The organism is Paenibacillus tritici (assembly GCF_013204885.1).
GTDB classification, from domain to species: Bacteria; Bacillota; Bacilli; order Paenibacillales; family Paenibacillaceae; genus Paenibacillus_AQ; species Paenibacillus_AQ tritici.
This window is the reverse complement of sequence record NZ_JABMKX010000013.1, coordinates 1-15842: the sequence shown is the minus strand read 5'-3', so window position 1 is coordinate 15842 and position 15842 is coordinate 1. Positions and strand designations below refer to the sequence as shown.

Here is a 15842-nt window from a genome sequence, read left to right as displayed (position 1 = left end):
CTCCTGTCTCGGTTGTCTTAATGAGGGTAATAGTGTGTAATCCAAAATTACCCATACAAATCACAGGAGATATATAACCAATTTGAGAACGATTAAAACAAATTTGGGATATTTTATATTTAAGTGATAGAAGCCGATCACAAAAACGGCTGTCACGGTGCGCCGACCATGATTATCGAAGTACTATCGCCATCCACTGCCCTTAAGGACTTCAATGAGAAGTTTAATTTATATCAAAAATACGGCGTACAGGAATATTGGATCGTCGATCCCGGCAATCGTACGGTTCATGTTTATACGCTTTTGGACGGTGTGTATCAGGTGCGGGACTTATATTCGGAACAGGATAGCGTGCGGTCGAATGTGTTTAGAGATTTTCAGATACCGCTTGGCAGACTGTTTGACTTGGAAGTCTAATACGACAAGCAGAAACGGCTTCGCCGTCTTATATTTTCAAATAAGCCGCAGATGAGTTGCATATCGCAACCGACCTGCGGCTTAATAGACGGGCATATCCACGTTAACTACATAAACTTCCGCTGCACCTTCTTACCGTCATAGGTAAAGAGGGCTTTTTTGTCTTCCACGACAGTCTGGAGATGCACGGTGCGGCCCCACAGGGCGTAGATATGGGGGAGCGTGCGCTCCAGGTATTTCAGATCCAGCTCGATGCTCTCGTAATGGTGGGCGATCAGCAGTTCGCCGTTGCGCTCATAATCGGCATCCTGGACGACAAGGTACGGGGAGCCGCCGTTGACCCGGGCCAGCACCAGCTGGTCGCGAACATTCTCCCAGGCCTTGTCGGTGATCTTCCATTCCGGACCTTTTTTCTCGAAGACATAGAGGTCGAGATCACTCACCAGTTCCTTGGACAGATAGCTGCGGATAAAAGAGGTATCCGAATCCAGCTCACGGACCTCGAAGATTTTGTCCCGGTCCCAGCGCTTCTCAATGTCCTCGAAGATCTTCAGCCCGAGGTAATACGGGTTCAGACTCTGCCGTGAGGGCTGCACCACGGCTGAGTTGAGCTTGGCGTACTCGATGGTCTCCTCGGCTGTCAGATCCAGCTCGCGCATGATCCGCTGATGCCAGTAGGAGGCCCAGCCTTCATTCATGATCTTGGTCTCCATCTGCGGCCAGAAATAGAGCATTTCGTCATGCAGCATAGTCATAATATCGCGCTGCCAGTCCTCCAGAGCAGTGGAATACTGCTGGATGAACCAAACGACATCCTTTTCCGGCTCGGGCGGGAAAGTGCGTTTGCCGGCAGTTTCCGGCACGGGTGCTTCGGCATCCGGGTTTTTCTCCAGATCCCACAGCTCGCTATAGGCATGAGCCGGTCCGGGACCGCCGGGCGGGAAGTCCTTACGCTCCTTCATCTTGGCTTCGAGCAGATGGGTCTTGCCCAGCTTGCGGGGCTGGATCAGGCTGGGATCGATATGCTCCTGGATCGCCAGCACTGAATCAATGAAGCTCTCTACCGCATCCGTTCCATAGGTGACAGAATAATCGTTAATCCGGTCGGCGGTGGCTGCCATGCTCTCGACCATATCCCGGTTGGACATGGAGAAGCGCATATTGTTCTTGAAGAAGTCGCAGTGCGCCAGCACATGCGCGACAATCAGCTTATTCTGCACCAGGGAATTGCCGTCGAGCAGGAAGGCGTAGCACGGATTAGAGTTGATCACCAGCTCATAAATTTTGCTCAGGCCGAAATCGTATTGCGACTTCATTTTGTGAAAAGTCTTCCCGAAGCTCCAGTGCCCGAACCGGGTGGGCATCCCGTAGGCACCGAAGGTATAAATAATATCCGCAGGACATATCTCATAACGCATCGGATAAAAATCGAGGCCGAACCCGGTAGCAATCTCCGTAATCTCGGCAATCGCCCGTTCCAGCGCTTTAATCTCATCACCGGGCATGCATCCATCTCTCCTTCCAGCTTGCGAACCGTTCTTCCTATGTATATGGGCGGAGGGGAGGGAGTATGATGGGGAAGAATGCGGCATGAGAGGGCAGATGAGTTATTGTACAAAAAATAGCCTAACCCACAGCGAATATGCTAAGAGGTTAGGCTATTTATTCGTTCTGGATCTTGTTCAGTAACTGGGCAAATTCCTCTTCGCTGTCACTGTAAGTGGAAATTCCATCTCTGCGATCTTTTTGAGCTTGTTGAAGTTGGGAGAGAACACCTTCATCTTTGAAGATAACCGAAGTCATTTGCTTCTTTTGCTCATCTGTAAGTATTCTGTTCATTCGAGCCACTCTCGGTCTACTAAAAACACGAATCTCAACCTTCAAATCATCATTTCCGGTATGTGATTCAAGGATTTGCTGCTTGACGTATTGATTGGGATAAATCTTCCGAACCTCTTCCCATTGCATGGCTGGCACCTCCAATTTGGTTTGTCCTTATATTGTAGCAGAATATTATCCATAAAAAAGCTCTCCAAAACGATGTGCATCGTTCATGGAGAGCTTTTTTGCGTAAGCACCTTGGGAGATTCGAAGTGGGATTTCCACCGCGAAGAGCGGAATAGATCAAGAAATCTGGGGACAACAGCGGCCGGAGGTCCAAATGTTCACCGCAGTGATGATGAAGCTTCAAGTTCAAGTCTATTCCGCCTCAGTGTAGAATATTTTAAGCAGCATATTCTGCGGATAATTTCCAAAGTGCTCCCCGAAAATAGTAAGTCCACCTTTGTTCTTAGAATGATCATCAATGCTTATCTTCAATTTGATGAAGGGGGAGTCTTCGATCTTTAATTGGGCAAGGGTAACCGATGATATTTTTTGACCGTCTATTCCTGTATCTTTCTTGGTGACTCTTAAATGCTTCAAAAGGCCGTATTGGCTTAGTTCGTTATCCCACCAGGCTGGTGTTAATTTCCCGCGCACATCTGAAAAATTACCTGGAGCCGTCCAGGTGCCTAGAAAAACATCGTTGATATAAAAAGCGATATCACTGGGCCAATTATTGTTGGAACCAGGAAACTCTGAAGAGAGCTCTAAGGATAACTCTAATAATTCTGCAGTGAAATTGTGGTTGAAATCATTCGGAATCATATATTCAACGAAGCCCTCGGCAAACCAAAGTAAGGAAGCCTCAATCCGGTCATTGGAGACGAAGGTCCGTTGATCATCTAACTTTCCGATTACTTTGGCGGGGCTGGCTAATCCGCATGTAGGGGTGACCGAAAAATTAGAATAGTATCCGAGCTTAATTTCATTAGTAATTACATTGAAAGGAAGATGGAGCTTCTTCGGTAAGTTGAGGGCAACATGATCCACAGCAAGAATGAAATTCTTCTTACGGCTATCGGTAACCTCTAAATTGTCCTGGAGCTTGATGATCTTGGCGTCCTCCAGTAACCGGATATGGCGTGATACGATAGCTTTGCTTAAATTTAGCTTTTTGGCGAGCTCACTGACTGTAAGCGGTGTATGTAACAATAGTTTGAGAATGGAAGCTCTGGTGTCAGAGGCCAGTGCTTTCAAAACAGAAATACCAATCTCATCGAGTTCTAAGAACATAAGTACCTCCAATTGTTAACTTTTTAGTTTACAATAAACGATCTGGTTAAGCGCTAATTTTATTTAGTATACCACGAAGTTGAAAATAAGGAATTACGCTGATATAAGCTTGAAAGAGCGCTTTCATCATGATAGTATTTGCTTGCTTGTGAGGAAAGTTTACTGTTGAACTTGCAAGAAAGTTAACTATTATTGTTGCAGGAATATTAGGATAGGAGATGAAGACAGATGACACACCGGATGGAATATCCGCGTCCACAGTTAGTTAGAGACGCATGGCTTAACTTAAATGGAGCATGGCAATTTGAATTTGATGATAAGAATGTTGGAGTTGCACAGCGCTGGTTTGATCCAAGTGAAAATTTCAGTCAGACCATTCAAGTTCCCTTTGCTTTTCAAACCCCTGCGAGTGGAATACACGATACCTCTTTTCATGACTACGTCTGGTATAAGCGTAATTTCACACTCGAGCCAGGTTGGTATAAACAGCGTGTTGTCTTACATTTTGGAGCGGTAGATTATAGAGCCTGGGTGTACGTGAATGGTCATTATATCGGCATGCATGAGGGAGGACACACTCCATTTTCCTTTGATATTACACATGCCTTAACCGGGCAGGAGGAACAGGTGACTGTTCATGTGGAGGACCCTTCACAGGATGAGACTATCCCCCGGGGCAAACAGTTCTGGGTAGAGAAGCCGGACAGCATCTGGTATACCCGCACGACAGGGATTTGGCAGACCGTGTGGCTGGAGGCGGTGAACCCTGTTTATATTCATCAGGTGAAGTTTGAGCCCGATGTAGACCGGGGGAGCATTGGAATAGAAGTTAAATCTGAGGGATATGGATCAGAGGAATTAGATGTGGATATTCGGATTTCTTTTCGGGGAGTCCCTGTTATTCAGGATCGAGTACGATTGCTGCAGCCCATAACACGTAGAACGGTAGATCTGTTTGGTTTGAAAATCTTCCGGACAAACTTTCATAACGCCGGCTGGACCTGGACTCCGGAAACTCCTAATTTGTTCGATGTTGAAATGAAGCTGTACGATCATGGGGTTGAGGTGGATTGTATACAATCATATTTCGGCATGCGGAAAGTTCATACAGAGAACGGTATGGTCTATCTGAATAACAAACCTTATTATCAAAAGCTTGTACTCGACCAAGGTTATTGGCAGGAAGGATTGCTTACTGCGCCCACGGATGAACACCTGAAGCAAGATATTGAATTAGCCAAAGAATTAGGGTTCAACGGTTGCCGTAAGCATCAAAAGGTAGAGGACCCGCGGTTTTTATACTGGGCAGATCGTATAGGGTTCCTTGTATGGGGAGAATGTGCTGCCAGTCCCTCTTACAATAATGATGCTGTAGCCCGGTTAACCAAAGAATGGATTGAAATTATTGACCGTGACTTCAATCATCCGTCTATTGTGGCCTGGGTTCCGCTTAACGAGAGCTGGGGAATTCCGATGGTGAAATCGAATAAGCAGCAGCAGTATCACAGCTTAGCCATGTATAGTCTTATTCATTCCTTGGATGATACCCGGTTAGTGATCTCGAATGATGGCTGGGAAATGACGCAGACGGACATTTGTGCGGTACACAATTATCAGCATGGCAGAGCAGATGAGACCGATAAGTATGAGGAATTCAAACGGATTCTGTCCACGAAGGAAACGTTGCTTGCTTCCAAGCCGTCCGCCCGCAGTGTATATGCAGATGGTTATGAGCATCGGGGAGAGCCCATCCTGTTAACTGAATTCGGCGGGATAAGCTATAAGGCTGGCGCTGACGATGGCTGGGGGTATACCAGTGCACAATCTTCAGAGGACCTTGTTCTGGAATATGAGAGAATTATGAAGGCTGTATACGCTTCTAAGATTATTTATGGTTATTGTTATACGCAGTTGACCGATGTGGAGCAGGAAATTAACGGTCTATTGGCCTATGATCGGACACCCAAATGCGATACGAAGTTAATTAAAGAAATCAATAATCAATGGCATCTGCGGACCATTTAACCGGAACATATTGAATGACAAGGAGCTTAGGAATCCATGACAAATGAAATATTGCTTCAAAAAATCGGGCTGGTAGTAGATAAGCTGATGAATCTGGGCGGCAGCGACTATGAAAAGGATAAAACCGTGGTTCAGGCCGATACAAGAGTAGGGATTGTGCAACGGGATTTCGGAATTGAAGAATGGGACTGGCCGCAGGGCGTCGGTCTGTATGGTCTGTACAAGCTGCAGAATTATTACAGCGATCAACGCTATATGGGATTTTTGCAGCATTGGTATTCCCGTAATCTAGAGGCGGGACTGCCTTCCAAAAACATTAATACGACAGCTCCTTATTTGCCTTTGGTGCTGCTCCTGGATCAGCTGGAGCCTTCCAGCCAGCTGGAGGAGCTATGCCGGGAACATGCGGATTGGCTCCTTCATGAGTTGCCCAAAACCAAAGAGGGAGGCTTTCAGCATACGGTTACTGCCATTGGCAACCGGGATGGCATTCACTTGCACAATGGGCAGCTATGGATTGATACGCTCTTTATGGCGGTTCTGTTTCTGAACCAGGCCGGGCGCAAGTTCAACCGGCCGGAGTGGCAGCATGAAGCTGAACACCAGATTCTGCTCCATATCAAGTATTTGTTCGACAAGCATACCGGCCTGTTCTTCCACGGCTGGAGCTTCGAGCGTAATGATAATTTCGGCAGTATCTTCTGGTGCCGCGGTAATTCCTGGTTCACCTATGGAATTGTCGATTACCTGGAAGCTTGCCAGGATACAATTAGCCCGGGTATCCGGAACTTTCTGGTGGATACGTATAAAGCTCAGGTCAATGCCCTGGTTTCCCTTCAGGCAGCTTCCGGCCTGTGGCATACAGTCCTGCAGGACCCCACCAGCTATGAAGAGGTATCCGGTTCGGCCGCCATTGCCGCAGGTATCCTAAAAGGCATTAAAGCCGGTATTCTGGATTCCTCCTATCAGGCTGTGGCCGATAAGGCTATTCAGTCGGTATGTCACAATATTAGCGGAGATGGAACGGTGCTGAATGTGTCGGCCGGAACCGGGATGGGAATGGATAAGGATCATTACAAGAACATTACCCTCATGCCGATGGCATACGGACAGTCCCTGGTGCTTATTGCCTTGTATGAAGCTGTGAACTACCCCCACCTATAGAGGTGGCGGCTTCTTGGAAACAACCCGGACTTGCTCAAAACGGCGTACATCCGTGAGCAGCGGTCAGATTTATTGCGCGCTTAAGCAAATGGAGGGAGCGGCTTCTCCCCTCCCTTCGCATCTGCTCAGCGCCCTACCCAAGCGATCCCCGCAGTCCCTGCGGTTCGGGGTCCAGTTAACGCACTCCTGTGCCTTGCAGCAGGCGAAGCCCTTCGGTTCGAATGTTCAAGCTCGCATTGACGTCACGGTCATGGTGGACACCGCAGCTGGGGCAGCTCCATTCCCGGATGTGGAGCGCCTTCTTCCCACCTGGATGCCCACAAGCCGAGCACAGCTGGCTCGAAGGAAACCAGCGGTCCACCTGTACGACTTGTTTGCCGTACCACGCCGCTTTATAGGTCAGTTTGGATAGAAAGCTTGACCACGAGGCGTCATGAAGCGACCGGGCAAGTCTGCGATTCCGAACCAACCCTTTGACATTCAGCGACTCCACACTGATCACATCGTGGTTGTTGACGAGATCCGTGCTGAGTTTGTTCAGAAAGTCATTTCGTTGGTTGGCCACTTTTTCATGCAGCTTGGCGACCAGAATTCGCTGCTTCTGGTAGTTGCGGCTCTCGCTGAGCAGATGTCCGTCCTTCTTCGCCTGCTGCGTCCGGCGCGATAGTTTGCGCTGCGCTTTCGCTAGGGTAGCGGCGGTTTGGGCGAGAACTCTCGGATTCGGTACCTTTGTTCCATCCGAGAAAACTGCAAAATGCGCAAGACCGAGATCAATCCCGATCACCGAACCCGTTTGGGGTTTGGGCGGAATGTCCGTTTCGCACAGCAGGGAGACAAAGTACTTGCCGGATACGGTGCGGGAGATCGTCGCTGACTTGATCACCCCTTCCGGTTGTCGATGTAGTTTGATACGTACCGGCTTCATTTTGGGCAGCTTCAGATAGCGACCCGCCTGAATTGCAATCGTTCCTTTTTGATTATTCGTGGTGTAGGATTGAACGGGATTTTTGCGGGATTTCCACTTGGGGAAACCAGAGGCGGGCTGCTGGAAAAAGTGGCGGTAGGCGGTATTCAGGTGGAGTTGCGCATTAGCCAGAGCCAAACTATCGACTTCTTTAAGAAAGGGAAATTCATTTTTGTATTGCGCTGGTGTCGGGAACTTGATTTTCTCACCGGTTTCTTGATTCTTTTGGTACGATTCGATACGGTCATGGAGCATGAGATTGTAGACTTTGCGTACGCAACCGAATGTTTTGGCGAATAGTTCCGCCTGCTGTGTTGTGGGTTCCAGGCGATATTTGAATGCTTTGAGCACAATAAGGCCTCCTATGTAGGTGGTGCGCCTTCGATTTGCTGTTCAAACCGAAGGCGAGTCCGCAAAATAGAACAAAGTTCCGGCTGGCCAAATCAACTATGGTCGCAATCCACGAACAAATCGGCCAAGACCATTACAGGAACGTACATTCGCTTCCATAGCATAACCGAAATCCCTTTAAAATCCAAGTCCAAACCGTTGTCATTCATCCCGCCACTTTAGAAGTGGGGGAATTCTGACAGCTTTTTGTTAAAATAAACCCTGCGTAAGCACATTTTATTCATGTCTTCCTGGACATAAATAGCCTAATCCTTGAGCATTTACGCCAAAGGATTAGGCTATTTTATCTTCTTTACTCAGTTACTCGTAAACCCGCACCTCAATAATCTCCGCATACTGACTTCCGTTAGTCGCCCCGATCACAACGCGCAGGCGATCAGTTGTTACAGCTTCGGCAAGTGTGTGCACATGCTTACGCTTGTGATTGTCACTTCCGGCGGCGACTGCTGTCCAGTTGCCGTTCACGTAAGCTTCAATACGATAATCCTTGACGAGCGTCGGCAGGATTTCATATGGCGTAATATGATGATGCAGGTTAATCAAGTCCTCGTTGACATCGTCATTGAAGGTAACGTGTACCTCACGAAGGGTTACAGGTGCGCTCCAGGCCAGCTCAAGCCATTCCGGGCGGCCGGAGTTCATCCGGTCAGAGGACCACAGATGCGGGCCGCCGTAAGGACGGAGGTATCCGTCCACCGCTTTACCAGCGGCGAAGGCATTTGTCGGTCCGGACAGCCGGATGCAGGGGGCTGTGTGATCGAATTTCTTTTTGTCCCACAGGACTACAGGCTGTGCGGGCTGATTCTGGAAATCCAAGGATACTACCGGTGTGTTGCTGTGTCCATAGGCGAGCATCCCCGAAGTCGGCTGATCTGCCATATGCAGGGTGATTGCCGCATTAGCCTTGATGATCAGAAAAGCATTGCACGGCGTCTCCGGCTGCCAGCGCAGGTCGAGCTTCACCCATTGCTGCGTACCGGAGCTGACAGAAGTCGATGCGGATTGCAGAAGCGCATAGGGAACATAATTCTCGGGCCGTCCGGTCTCCCATAGCTGAACGGTCAGCTCTGCCGCTTCGCTTGCGTCGATCAGCAGCTCCATTCCGTCCAGCAGAGGATCGACAGGAATGGTGAACCCGATGTCTGTCTCCAGCGGCACTGTAAGCGCAGATTGCTCGACCGAGAATCGGCTCCGTTCGCTGGAGGCGCTGACGGCAGCCTGGAGTGCCAGGTCAGCTGCGTCTTCATTGTTCAGACCCAGGATAGAGGCGTCCTGGCGGAGCATCGTCTGCTGCAGCTCCTTCAGGTGGTTCGCATGCAGTTCGCGCGGCGTCACTCCCTTGGCGGCGCAGAGCGCAGCGCCGGTGCCGGCCGCTTCGCCGATGACCGCGCAGGTAGCCATAACGCGGGTCGTCCCGAACGCCACATGTGAGGCGCTGATGTCGCGGCCGGCCATTAGCAGGTTGTTCACATTCACGGAATACAGTGACCGGAACGGAATGTGGTAGCTGCCGTCAGAATACATATGCTTCGAGCCGGATTCGGTGGCATAGACTCCCTGCGGAGGATGCAGATCAATCGACCAACCGCCGAAGCCGATGCGGTCCGTGAATTCCCGCTGCGCAAGGATATCGTTCTGGTTCAAGATATAGTCTCCTACGAAGCGGCGGTATTCGCGCTTGCCCGGAAGCGAACCGACCCATTCCAGCGTCATGTTCCCGGCATCGAAATTCCCGGAGTTCTTAATATAGTCCCAAATCCCGTAAATGATCGACCATAACTCGCTGCGAATGGCCTCGTTGTCATGAACCGTATCCTGTTCGCCGCCGAACTCAATCCACCAGTAGGCGCAGCCATTGTCGCCGCTGCGGATGATGCGGTTCTCAGTGATGGATGTCTTAGTAATATCTATAGCCATTGCCGGAGCTATATATTTAACCGGATGGCCGGCATCCTTGGTATAGAAGAGCAGGGTGCTGCCGAGAGTGATATCATCTGCAACCAGCGGTGCCCATTCTTCGCCCAGTTCATCGCGCGCTTCACGGCCCATCCGGTATTCTGCACCCGCCAGGAACCCGACCAGCCCGTCTCCGGTGCAGTCCAGATAGACCGGACTCTCGAAGCGGATGCTGCGCTCTGACCCCATCATCCATCCGGTAACCGAGCGGATACGGCGCCCGCCGCCATCTTCCTCATCGGCCTCGGCTTCATGCACATCCGTGTTCAGGAACAGCTGAATATTCGGTTCCGCCTGCACGGCTTCCAGCACAACCATATCCCACAGGTACGGATTCCCGTCCTTGTTACGGTACTGGTTCTCTACAAATAGTTCCCCCATAATCCCCGTCTCCCGGGCATACCGGTGAATGCCATGCGAGGTGGCGCCGCACACCCATACCCGCACTTCACTGCTGGAGTTGCCGCCGAGCACCGGACGGTTGTTGATCAGAGCGACGCTCTGCCCCAGACGGGCCGCTGCAATCGCCGCACATACTCCTGCCAGACCCCCTCCTATAACGGTGACATCCGTTTGGACCGTTTCTTTGCGCATGATTGAACCTCTCCTCTGAATTGTGATAATATATCCGTAGTTTCATGATAAAATAATATATCATCAAATAACATGCATATAATTTCTAAATTCATATACTTTATTTCAGTAATTTGATATCGCTAGAGGAGAGTTAGACATGCGTATGAATTGGTCCGTCCGTCCGGTAAGCTATCTCTATTGGGAGCAGAAAAAGCAGTTCCTGCTGGAGCATGATACCTATCCCGTATGGACGATATTCGCGGTTGAACAAGGACAATTTGTGTACCGGTTCGGAGAGCACGAAGGAGAAGGCGGATTCGGGGACATTATTGTATGTCCGCCCGGTACGGCCTTTTACCGGAGAACGCTTACCCCTCTAACGTTTCACTTCATTCAATTCGTATGGGAGGCAGAGGTGGAGCCGGAAGAAGCGGCAACGCTTGGCGGAAGGTGGGCCGTCAGGGATGTGGAGCGCTTAAGGTCAACGTACCGCTACATGCGGAGCATCGGAAGAGGGATTCAAGAGGAGCCCATGCTGGGCCGGATCAAGCATCTGCTTGAGGATGTATGGAGGCTGCTCGAAATCGAGCGCAGTAATACAGCGGAAGAAGGGCATGTCGATGAGAAAAGTCCTGATCCAACGATGCAGCAGGCCAGACAATGGATGGTTGAACATGCCGGCACACCGGTGACCCTGCAGGAGCTGGCCGTTACCTTGAACATTACGCCGGTACAATTAACGCGGCGGTTCCGTGCGGCCTACGGGGTCACCCCTTCAGAATTCGTGACCGGACTCAGGCTGAGCCGGGCATGTCAGCTGCTGGAGGACTCCACACAGCCCATCGAGCAGATCGCCCAGCAGTGCGGTTATGAGAACGGCTTCTATCTGAGCCGGGTATTCACCGCGAAGCTGGGGTTAACGCCATCGAAATACCGTAAGCTGCACCGGTTATAACAACAAACGCGCCTCTCCTGTTAAGGAGGGCGCGCTGCCGTTAAGCTTTTATTAAGGCTGTCATCGTCCCACCGCTGTGCGGCTGAATTCTATTGCTGCTTCGCATACCACGCGGAGAACTGCTTTTGGTATTCGGCGATGTATTTGTCAATACCGGCTGCTTTTAACCGCTCAAGCGCCTTCGGGTAAGCAGAATCATAATCACTGAAGCCGCTGCCGATCGGGGCCAGGTATTCGGTGAATACGCCGTTCAGCTTGGTTTCTTCATTCTTGACTGGCGTATTGTCGAAGTTGAAGCCCGCACCCTTGGAGATAATGGCTCCATCATCCCAAGCTTTGTAATCGGCAATGAAATCATCCGGTACGGTGTTATCAAAACGCATGAAGTTCTTGTTCATCAGCAGCCAATCAGGAATCAGGGAATCGGTATTGATTTTGGTCAGACGGCCGTTAGCATCCAGCGTATAATCGGTGCCTTCAATACCATAGGCGAACAGGTCATACAGCTCCTGGTTTTTTTGCAGCAGGTTGAAGAACATGACATAACGTTCAGGGTCCTTGGCTGCGGCAGAGACGAAGAAGGCGGTGCTGTAGGTGCCTCTGCTGATTTTTGGACGGCCGGTGCCCAGGAAGTAATTGACCAGCTTGGCTTCAGGCACGGCCTGTGAGATGGTAGCGGCACCTTCGAACGGACGCGCTGCGGTTCCTGCCCAGAACATCGCTTTGCCGGAGTTCCAGTCAGACTGCAGCTGCGGCACATTCGTAGCGGCATATTTCGGAATAATCCCTTTCTTGTACCAGCCGTGCATCAGACCGGCATAGGTCTTGAATTCAGGCGACTCGAACCAGCTGATAATCTGATCATCCTTGGCCGACTCATCCAGTGCGATGAAATCATTTTGCCAATACAGATTCTTGTCGGTGAAGTCATATTGCAGCATTCTGCGGGCGTCCGTGTTAGCATAGCCGATCAGCTCGGGATGAAGGGCATGGGCTTTATCATAGAACTGTTCAAGCTCGGCAAGCGAGGTGACCTGGGTCATGCCTGCTTCCTCCAGCAGATCCTGCCGGACAAGCACACTATAGAATTCAGCAGAGTTGGGTTTGTTGCCGACAGGAACCGCATATTGCTTCCCGTCCAGCTGGAAGGCCCGGAAGGAAGCCTCATCCACCGTAGCACTCAGATCTGCTGCTGCTGGGATGTAGGGAGTAAGGTCGGTGTAGAGTCCTTTGGCTACAGATTTCACCATATAGTTGGCATCCGTGTAGGTTGCGAAATCCTCGCCGGTTGACAGCATCAGGTCTGTTTTGCCGCCGCCGTATTCCGTCCAGGGCAGGAACTGGAATTCAACCTCGGCATTGATTTCTTTTTTGACCACATCATAGAACTCTGTCTTGGCCAGCTCCTTCATCCGGTTCGACTCGTCCCCGTACAGCACGATCTTCAGCTTGGCCGGCGCCAGAGCCGTACCTTCACTGCCTCCCGCCGTGGCCGGTGCTGTGCCTGTGCCGCTATTGCTGTCTGTATTGCCAGGGGTAGCGCTTTCATTGTTACCCTGCGAACAGCCGCTTACGAGGAAGACCGTTGCCAGGAGCAAACTTAACCAGCCTTTTTTCTTGATCATGATGAACCCTCCTGAATTAGAATTAATCTGTGAGGCTTATATTGCCAAGGCGGTGCTCCCGTAAGCTTATTGTACAACATGTTGAAGCCCGGGAGCACACGCCTGCTGCAACCAATATTAGGTCTGTGTGTCTATAGGATCAGCCTTTCACCGAACCCACGATAATCCCTTTAACGAAGAATCCCTGGAGAAAAGGATACAAAATAGCGATCGGCAGAACGGTCAGGCAGGTCATCGCCATCTTCGCGGTCTCCAGCGGCGGGGCAATAATTGCGCCTCCCACCTGTGCGGCATTGCCGGAGGCCAGGAACTGAATGTTCGCCATCATGTTGTACATCAGGTATTGAATCGTATAGAGCTCCTGATCGGTTACCAGCATCAGCGGCAGATAGAAGTCATTCCAGAATTGGAGCGCATAAAAGAGTGAAATCGTCACCAGCCCGACCCGGCCGAGCGGGATCATAATACTGAAGAAGATCCGCAGGTGACCGGCACCGTCTATTTGCGCAGACTCCACAATCTCATGCGGAATGCTGCGGAAGTAGTTGGCCATCAGGAACATCAGGAACACACTCAGCACATAGGGAATGAACAGGCCGAGCAGCGTATCGCCTAGATGATAGTATTTGGTGCTGAGCAGATACCACGGCAGCGTGCCGCCGCTGAACAGCATCGTGAAGTAGGCAAAGAAGGCGAAGAAGTTCTTCAGCCGGAAGCCTTTTACGGAAATAACGTAGGCATAAGCGGTAGTCACCAGTACAGCGGTCAGCGTGCCCAGCACGGTTACGAACAGCGACATAGCGTAGGCCCGCAGAATCTGCTCTGCTTTGGAGCCGAACAGGAATTGATAGGTTTCGAACGTGAACCCCCGGGGCCAGAAGGAATAACCCTCCGCAGCAATCCTCGACTCTGTAGAGAGAGAACCGGATACGGCCAGCACGAACGGCACCAGGCAAATGACCGAGAATACCGCAATACAGACATAGAAGAAAATAACCAGCCCTTTGTTTTCAGTAGTTTGCATCGTATCGGTCTCCTAGAATAGTTTGCTGTCTTTGTCATACCAGCCGGCCAGCTTGTTGGCTACCAGCACCAGGATGAATCCAAAGACGGATTGATAGAGCGTAATGGCGGAAGCAAAGCCGAATTCGCCGGAACGTATAGCTGTACGGTAGACATAGACGTCGATAATATCGGTAGTGGGCAGCAGCAGCGGATTGAGGAACGTTACGCCCATGATCATACTCAGATCACCCTTCAGCATGCCTCCGATTCCGAGCAGCGTCATTAGGATGATGGAAGGAATCAGCATCGGTATCGTGATTTTGGTGATAATCTGCCAGCGGGAGGCACCGTCGATCCGGGCAGCTTCATAATAAGAGGTGTCCACTCCCTGCAGCACCGCGTAGTAGATGATCGCGCCGTAGCCGGCACTTTTCCAGATATTTGCGAGCACCAGGATCACTACGAACAGCCACGGGCTCGAATACCAGTCCATTTGCGCCAGGCCAAGCGATTGCAGCAGCTGGTTGAGAATCCCTTTGTCATAGTCGAGCAGGGAGAACAGGATGGCTCCGATAATGATCCAGGAGATGAAGTAAGGGAAGAACATGACGCTCTGGGTGATTTTGATAAACCACTTGCTGCGCAGCTCGTTCAAGATAATGGCGATGGCCACCGAGAAAAAAGTGCCGGTCAGCATGTACAGCGCATTCAGCATAACCGTGTTGCGGGTCGCCCGCAGGGCATCCTCCATACTGGAGAAGAAAAACTCGAAGTTGGCGAAGCCCGCCCACGGGCTGCCGAAGATTCCGTCGTTAAAGTTGTAGTTCTTGAAGACGAGAATCAGTCCGCTCATCGGCAGGTACGCAAATAAAATCAGAATAATGATGCCCGGCAGGGCGAGCAGGTACAGCGAGCTGTCCTTCCTCAGCGATTTGCGGAAGCGCCGGGCGCTGACAGTCCGCTTCGCCGGAACAAGCTGTCCGGGTGTGCCGGGTGTTGCCTCTTGCGTCATATACAGTCCACTCCTTTATGCTAGCGTTATCATTTCATCCCGGGATTCAGGAGAACGTTGTACAAGGCAAATCATAATCCGCCACAGAGTGTAAGCGCTATCATAATAAACGGAAAAAAGTTAAAAAATGCGGAATGAGCGGGCTTAAAAAAACAGAAAAAGCAGAAGTTTTCTGCTTGAGCAGGGTTAAATGCCTGATAAAAGCGGGGGAAAACGGGGATGTGCAGGGGGGAGTTCCGTGTTTGGAGATTAATGCAACTATATGACATCAGAGCTAAGGAAGTAAGTTCGTTCAATGCAGCAATTTATGTATCCAGTTCCAAATGAAAATGAAATTCAGAGATAGTTGTATAATGTGCAGTTAAAAACAGCGAAAAGATGTGCTAGGATGGCGTAAAATAAGTTGTGTACCAGTATTTGGAGCCTAGTCAGGCAACAAAAAAGTAGGGTATCCTCAGGATTGCGAAACCACTAAGGAGGAACCCTACCAATGGCTATTTTACCCGAAAGTGCACTGAATAATCTATTTGAAAAACTTGTTAACGATTTTGTGAAAGACAACATGCAGTCCCTTCTGCGCGCTGAAATCCAGGGGTTTATGGACAGCGAAGAATC

The 15842-nt window shown here is 50.3% G+C and carries 12 protein-coding genes and 1 pseudogene; 5 read left to right on the top strand and 8 right to left on the bottom strand.

From position 1 onward, the window contains the following. Positions 1 to 123: 123 nt before the first annotated feature. A complete protein-coding gene (locus tag HQN87_RS22630) occupies positions 124 to 417 on the top strand; it encodes a Uma2 family endonuclease (protein ID WP_367272779.1) in 294 nt (97 codons plus the stop codon). A 107-nt stretch (positions 418 to 524) separates the two neighbouring features. On the opposite strand, the gene HQN87_RS22625 is transcribed toward HQN87_RS22630, so the two are convergent. The 3 genes from HQN87_RS22625 to HQN87_RS22615 all read right to left on the bottom strand — a co-directional run bounded on the left by HQN87_RS22625 (position 525) and on the right by HQN87_RS22615 (position 3534). Then, a complete protein-coding gene (locus tag HQN87_RS22625; protein WP_173137933.1) occupies positions 525 to 1922 on the bottom strand; it encodes a SpoVR family protein in 1398 nt (465 codons plus the stop codon). A gap of 157 nt (positions 1923 to 2079) precedes the next feature. Then, positions 2080 to 2385 carry a hypothetical protein gene (locus tag HQN87_RS22620; protein ID WP_173137913.1) on the bottom strand — a complete coding sequence of 102 codons (306 nt, stop codon included), beginning with the start codon at positions 2383 to 2385 and terminating at the stop codon, positions 2080 to 2082. Between the two features lie 231 nt (positions 2386 to 2616). Then, positions 2617 to 3534, bottom strand: coding sequence for an ArsR/SmtB family transcription factor (locus tag HQN87_RS22615; protein WP_173137931.1), 918 nt, complete (start codon positions 3532 to 3534; stop codon positions 2617 to 2619). Positions 3535 to 3762: 228 nt separating this feature from the next. On the opposite strand from HQN87_RS22615, the gene HQN87_RS22610 reads away from it, so the two are divergent. Together HQN87_RS22610 and HQN87_RS22605 are read left to right on the top strand one after the other, a co-directional pair. Continuing rightward, a complete protein-coding gene (locus HQN87_RS22610; RefSeq protein ID WP_173137929.1) occupies positions 3763 to 5559 on the top strand; it encodes a glycoside hydrolase family 2 protein in 1797 nt (598 codons plus the stop codon). A gap of 36 nt (positions 5560 to 5595) precedes the next feature. Continuing rightward, entirely contained in the window at positions 5596 to 6723 is a 1128-nt protein-coding gene (locus HQN87_RS22605; RefSeq protein WP_173137927.1) for a glycoside hydrolase family 88/105 protein, read from the top strand. Positions 6724 to 6898: 175 nt separating this feature from the next. Here the strand turns inward: HQN87_RS22605 and tnpB are convergent, their stop codons facing one another. Then, complete coding sequence (gene tnpB, locus HQN87_RS22600) at positions 6899 to 8038, bottom strand: IS200/IS605 family element RNA-guided endonuclease TnpB (protein ID WP_367272778.1); 1140 nt, start codon at positions 8036 to 8038, stop codon at positions 6899 to 6901. A gap of 360 nt (positions 8039 to 8398) precedes the next feature. Beyond that, on the bottom strand, positions 8399 to 10648 hold the full coding sequence (locus HQN87_RS22595; protein ID WP_173137925.1) for an FAD-dependent oxidoreductase: 2250 nt from the start codon (positions 10646 to 10648) through the stop codon (positions 8399 to 8401). A 139-nt stretch (positions 10649 to 10787) separates the two neighbouring features. Here HQN87_RS22595 and HQN87_RS22590 point away from each other — a divergent pair, with 139 nt between their 5' ends. Continuing rightward, positions 10788 to 11585, top strand: coding sequence for an AraC family transcriptional regulator (locus HQN87_RS22590; RefSeq protein ID WP_173137923.1), 798 nt, complete (start codon positions 10788 to 10790; stop codon positions 11583 to 11585). Between the two features lie 89 nt (positions 11586 to 11674). On the opposite strand, the gene HQN87_RS22585 is transcribed toward HQN87_RS22590, so the two are convergent. The 3 genes from HQN87_RS22585 to HQN87_RS22575 form a co-directional block, all read right to left on the bottom strand. Then, the gene (locus tag HQN87_RS22585) at positions 11675 to 13210 is read right to left on the bottom strand and encodes a DUF3502 domain-containing protein (protein WP_173137921.1); all 1536 of its coding nucleotides are present in this window, start codon (positions 13208 to 13210) and stop codon (positions 11675 to 11677) included. Between the two features lie 139 nt (positions 13211 to 13349). Further along, entirely contained in the window at positions 13350 to 14234 is an 885-nt protein-coding gene (locus HQN87_RS22580; RefSeq protein WP_173137919.1) for a carbohydrate ABC transporter permease, read from the bottom strand. 12 nt (positions 14235 to 14246) lie between these two features. Beyond that, positions 14247 to 15227: an ABC transporter permease gene (locus HQN87_RS22575; protein WP_173137917.1), complete on the bottom strand. Its 981-nt coding sequence runs from the start codon at positions 15225 to 15227 to the stop codon at positions 14247 to 14249. A gap of 490 nt (positions 15228 to 15717) precedes the next feature. Here HQN87_RS22575 and HQN87_RS33230 point away from each other — a divergent pair. Continuing rightward, a pseudogene (locus HQN87_RS33230) lies at positions 15718 to 15842 on the top strand (IS256 family transposase); the annotation flags it as partial.